Here is a 4,778-nt window from a genome sequence, read left to right on the forward strand (position 1 = left end):
CAAGCCAACTACTATGCCCGCAGGTTCGGCGTGAAGCTCAACCCCGACACCCAGGTGGTGGCCACGCTCGGCTCGAAGGAAGGCTTCGCCAACATGGCGCAGGCGATCACCGCGCCGGGCGACGTCATCCTGTGCCCCAATCCGACCTATCCGATCCACGCCTTCGGCTTCATCATGTCGGGCGGCGTCATCCGCTCGCTGCAGGTCGAGCCCGACGACGGCTTCATCCCGGCGGTCGAGCGCGGTATCCGCCATTCGATCCCGAAGCCGCTGGCGCTGATCCTCAACTATCCGTCGAATCCGACGGCGCTGGTCGCCTCGCTCGACTTCTACAAGGACGTGGTCGCCTTCGCGAAGAAGAACGACATCATCATCCTGTCCGATCTTGCCTATTCCGAGATTTATTTCGACGGCAATCCGCCGCCTTCGGTGCTGCAGGTGCCGGGCGCGATGGATATCTGCGTCGAGTTCACCTCGATGTCGAAGACCTTCTCCATGCCGGGCTGGCGCATGGGATTCGCCGTCGGCAACGAGCGGCTGATCTCGGCGCTGACGCGGGTGAAGTCCTATCTCGACTATGGCGCCTTCACGCCGATCCAGGTGGCGGCGGCGCATGCGCTGAACGGCGACGGCGCCGACATCGAGGAGGTGCGCGAGGTCTACCACAAGCGGCGCGACGTGATGGTCGATTCCTTCGGCCGCGCCGGCTGGACCATTCCCGCGCCCGCGGCCTCGATGTTCGCCTGGGCGCCGATCCCGGAACAGTTCCGCCATCTCGGCTCGCTCGAATTCTCCAAGCTGCTCATCGAGCATGCGGATGTCGCGGTGGCGCCGGGCATCGGCTTCGGCGAGCATGGCGACGACTATGTGCGCGTGGCGCTGGTCGAGAACGAGCACCGGATCCGTCAGGCCGCGCGCAACATCAAGCGCTTCCTGGCATCAACCGCCAAGCAGCCCAACAATGTGGTGCCGCTCGCCGCTCGGCGCTGAGTCTGCCTAATATTTCTGGATTTTGAGGGGCGTCGCCGGACATGGCTGAAGCGTTGCGTGTTGGAATTGCCGGCCTCGGCACGGTTGGCGCCTCGGTGGCGCGCGTGCTGCGCGACAAGGCGGCGGAGCTCACCCGCCAATGCGGACGCGACATCGTCGTGACGGCGGTTTCCGCCCGCGACCGGAAACGCGACCGCGGCGTCGATCTCAGCGCCGCGACATGGTTCGACGATCCGGTCCAAATGGCCGAAAAGGCCGACATCGACGTCTTTGTCGAGCTGATCGGCGGCGACGAAGGGCCGGCGCGGCTGGCGGTGAAGGCGGCGCTCGAGGCGGGCCGGCATGTCGTCACCGCCAACAAGGCGCTGCTTGCCAAGCATGGCGTGGCGCTTGCCGAGATCGCCGAGAAGAAGGGTGTTCTGCTCAATTACGAGGCGGCGGTGGCCGGCGGCATCCCCGTCATCAAGACGATGCGCGAGGCAATGGCCGGCAATGCGGTGACGCGTGTCTTCGGCATCCTCAACGGCACCTGCAACTACATCCTGACCCGCATGGAAGCCGAGGGCATCTCGTTCGATGCCTGCCTGAAGGACGCGCAGCGACTGGGCTACGCCGAGGCCGACCCGACCTTCGACATCGAAGGCCACGACACGGCCCACAAGCTGTCGATCCTGACCAGCCTTGCCTTCGGCACGAAGATCGCCGCCAACGACATCTATATGGAAGGCATCTCCAACATCAGCCAGGCAGACATCCGCGCGGCGGCCGATCTCGGCTACCGCATCAAGCTGCTGGGCGTCGCGCAACGCACCGACAGCGGCATCGAGCAGCGGGTGCACCCGACGATGGTACCGACGGCGTCCGTCATCGCGCAGGTACACGGCGTCACCAATGCCGTGGCGATAGAGACCGACATTCTGGGCGAGCTTCTGCTTTCCGGTCCAGGCGCCGGCGGCAACGCCACCGCCTCGGCGGTGATCGGCGACATTGCCGACATCGCCAAGAGCCGGCCCGGGTTCCAGCACGCTCCGGTGTTCGGCTGGCCGGCGAAGGAACTGAAGCCCTATAAGAAAGCGCAGATGCGCAGCCATGCCGGCGGCTACTTCATTCGCTTGACCGTGCATGACCGCACCGGCGTCTTCGCGGCCATCGCCAAGCGCATGGCCGACAACGACATCTCGCTGGAATCGATCGTCCAGCAGGCGGCCAGCGCGGAGACCCAGGCGCAGAAAACGGTCATCCTCGTCACCCACGAGACGACGGAAGCCGCGGTGCGCAAGGCGGTCGAAGGCATCACCAAGGACGGCCATCTGACCGACAAACCGCAAGTGATCCGCATCGAGCGGGCGGAATAAGCCAGGTCCGATTCCGTCTTCAATCGATTGATTTTGCTGCCATTTCAAAAACTGACGTGGCAAGTCTTGCCGTTGTCATGGAGCTTTGCCAGAAGAAGCCCGCCTCTGGCGGGAGGCGGAGCAATTCCGGCGCTCAACCGTTCTGGGATTGCTCGACGCAAACAGACAACGAGGAACGCCCATCCATGAACATCGCCCAGAACATCACTGCCGGCCTCGACCGGATCCTCACCATGGAAGTGGTGCGCGTCACCGAGCGCGCCGCCGTCGCGGCCGCCAGGCTGCGCGGGCGTGGCGATGAGAAGGCAGCCGACCAGGTGGCGGTCGATGCGATGCGTCAGGAGCTAAACCGGCTGGCCATCAAGGGCACGGTGGTGATCGGCGAGGGCGAGCGCGACGAGGCGCCGATGCTCTATATCGGCGAAGAGGTCGGCACCGGCAAAGGCCCGGCCGTCGACATCGCGCTAGATCCGCTGGAAGGCACCACGATCTGCGCCAAGAACCTGCCCAACGCGCTTGCGGTCATCGCCATCGCGGAAAAGGGCAGCCTGCTGTTTGCACCAGACGTCTATATGGACAAGATCGCCATCGGCCCCGGCTATCCGGAAGGCCTGATCGACATCGACGCCTCGCCGGCCGAGAACCTCGCCAATCTGGCCAAGGCCAAGGGCGTGGCCATTTCCGACATTACGGCCTGCATCCTCGACCGGCCGCGTCACGCCAAGCTGATCGACGCCGTGCGCGCCACGGGTGCGGCGATACGGCTGATCGGCGACGGCGATGTCGCCGGCGTCATCCACACCACCGATCCGGACGAGACCGGGATCGACATCTATCTCGGCACGGGTGGCGCGCCGGAAGGCGTGCTGGCGGCGGCGGCGCTTCGCTGCACCGGCGGGCAGATGCTGGGCCGGCTGATCCTCGACACGCCGGAAAAGGTGGCACGGGCTGAGAAGATGGGCATTTCCGACCCGAAGCGGGTCTATCGCGCCCAGGACATGGCGCGCGGCGACGTGCTGTTCGCGGCGACCGGCGTTACCGACGGCAATCTGCTCGACGGGGTGAAGTTCGGCCGCACCTTCATCACCACGCATACCATCGTGCTGCGCTCGTCCTCGCGCACGGTCCGCGAGATCAAGGCGCGCCACCAGGATCTGGATAAGTTCTGATTTCGCCCATTTGAGCGCCACCGCGGCGTTCCGGGGAAAAACCTTCCACACTTTTCCCCGGATTGCTCGCTTGCGCCGAATTGCTCCCGCCGTCGCATATTGATATCTGCCCAAGATGATGTGCAGACGGCGCGTCGCATGACGGGCGAGAAACGGTTCTTCCTCGATGTCAGGCAGTCGGCGACCGGTGTTTCCTGGCAACACCGGCTGACCGAGCGGCAGGACATGGCCGCCTTGGCGATCGCGCAGGGCCACGGCGTGCCCGACATCGTAGCGCGGGTGCTTGCCGGGCGCGGCGTCAGCGCTGAGCAGGCCGACCGCTTCCTCGATCCGACCATCCGCGAGCTTCTGCCGAACCCGGCATCGCTGACCGACATGGAGAAAGCGGCGTCGAGGCTCGCCGATGCGATCGTCGCCCGCGAAAAAGTGGCGATCTTCGGGGACTACGATGTCGACGGTGCCGCCTCGTCGGCGCTCCTGAAACGCTTCCTCACGCATTTTTCGGTGCCGTCGGAAATCTATATCCCGGACCGCATCTTCGAAGGCTACGGGCCCAATCCGGAAGCGATGCGGGAACTGATCTCGCGCGGCGCCAAGCTGATCGTCACCGTCGATTGTGGCACCAACAGCGCGACCTCGATCGAGGCGGCCAGGGAAGCCGGCGCCGACGTGGTGGTGCTCGACCACCACCAGGTCGGCGGCCCGCTGCCGCCGGCGGCGGCCGTGGTCAATCCCAATCGCGAGGACGATTTGTCGGGGCAGGGGCATCTGTGCGCCGCGGGCGTCGTCTTCCTGTGCCTGGTTCAGACGGCAAAGCTGCTGCGCGAAAGGCTGCCGGATGCCGCGCCCGTCGATCTGCTTTCAATGCTCGATCTGGTGGCGCTGGCGACGGTGTGCGACGTGGTGCCGCTCACCGGCGTCAACCGGGCCTTCATCGTCAAGGGGCTGCAGGTGTTGCGCCAGCAGAAGAATGAGGGGTTGGCGGCGCTGGCGCGGGTCTCGCGCATCGGCGAGCCGATCAACCCCTTCCATCTGTCCTTCCTGATCGGCCCGCGCATCAATGCCGGCGGCCGCATCGGCGATGCCGCGCTCGGCAGCCGGCTTCTAGCCACCGACGATCCCGTCGAGGCAGCAAGCATCGCCGAGACGCTCGACCGGCTGAACCAGGAACGGCAGCAGATGGAGCAGGAGATGCTGGCGCAGGCGCGTGCCGAGGCCGATGCCGAGCTTGCCGGCGGCAACGGGCCGGCGGTCATCGTCACGG

General features: G+C 65.7%; 4 protein-coding genes. All 4 read left to right on the forward strand.

Annotated features, from left to right (window positions below; genetic code table 11):
- Nucleotides 1-990: LL-diaminopimelate aminotransferase (locus EOA27_RS22540; RefSeq protein WP_127257222.1), on the forward strand; the 990-nt coding region annotated here is incomplete at its 5' end.
- A 41-nt stretch (nt 991-1,031) separates the two neighbouring features.
- Nucleotides 1,032-2,345, forward strand: coding sequence for a homoserine dehydrogenase (locus EOA27_RS22545; protein WP_126082339.1), 1,314 nt, complete (start codon nt 1,032-1,034; stop codon nt 2,343-2,345).
- Between the two features lie 185 nt (nt 2,346-2,530).
- Entirely contained in the window at nt 2,531-3,514 is a 984-nt protein-coding gene (gene glpX, locus EOA27_RS22550; protein WP_126082340.1) for a class II fructose-bisphosphatase, read from the forward strand.
- Between the two features lie 138 nt (nt 3,515-3,652).
- The coding region (locus EOA27_RS22555) for a DHH family phosphoesterase (protein WP_189562083.1) at nt 3,653-4,778 on the forward strand (1,126 nt) is incomplete at its 3' end.

The organism is Mesorhizobium sp. M2A.F.Ca.ET.037.01.1.1, from assembly GCF_003998075.1.
Classification (GTDB): Bacteria; Pseudomonadota; Alphaproteobacteria; order Rhizobiales; family Rhizobiaceae; genus Mesorhizobium.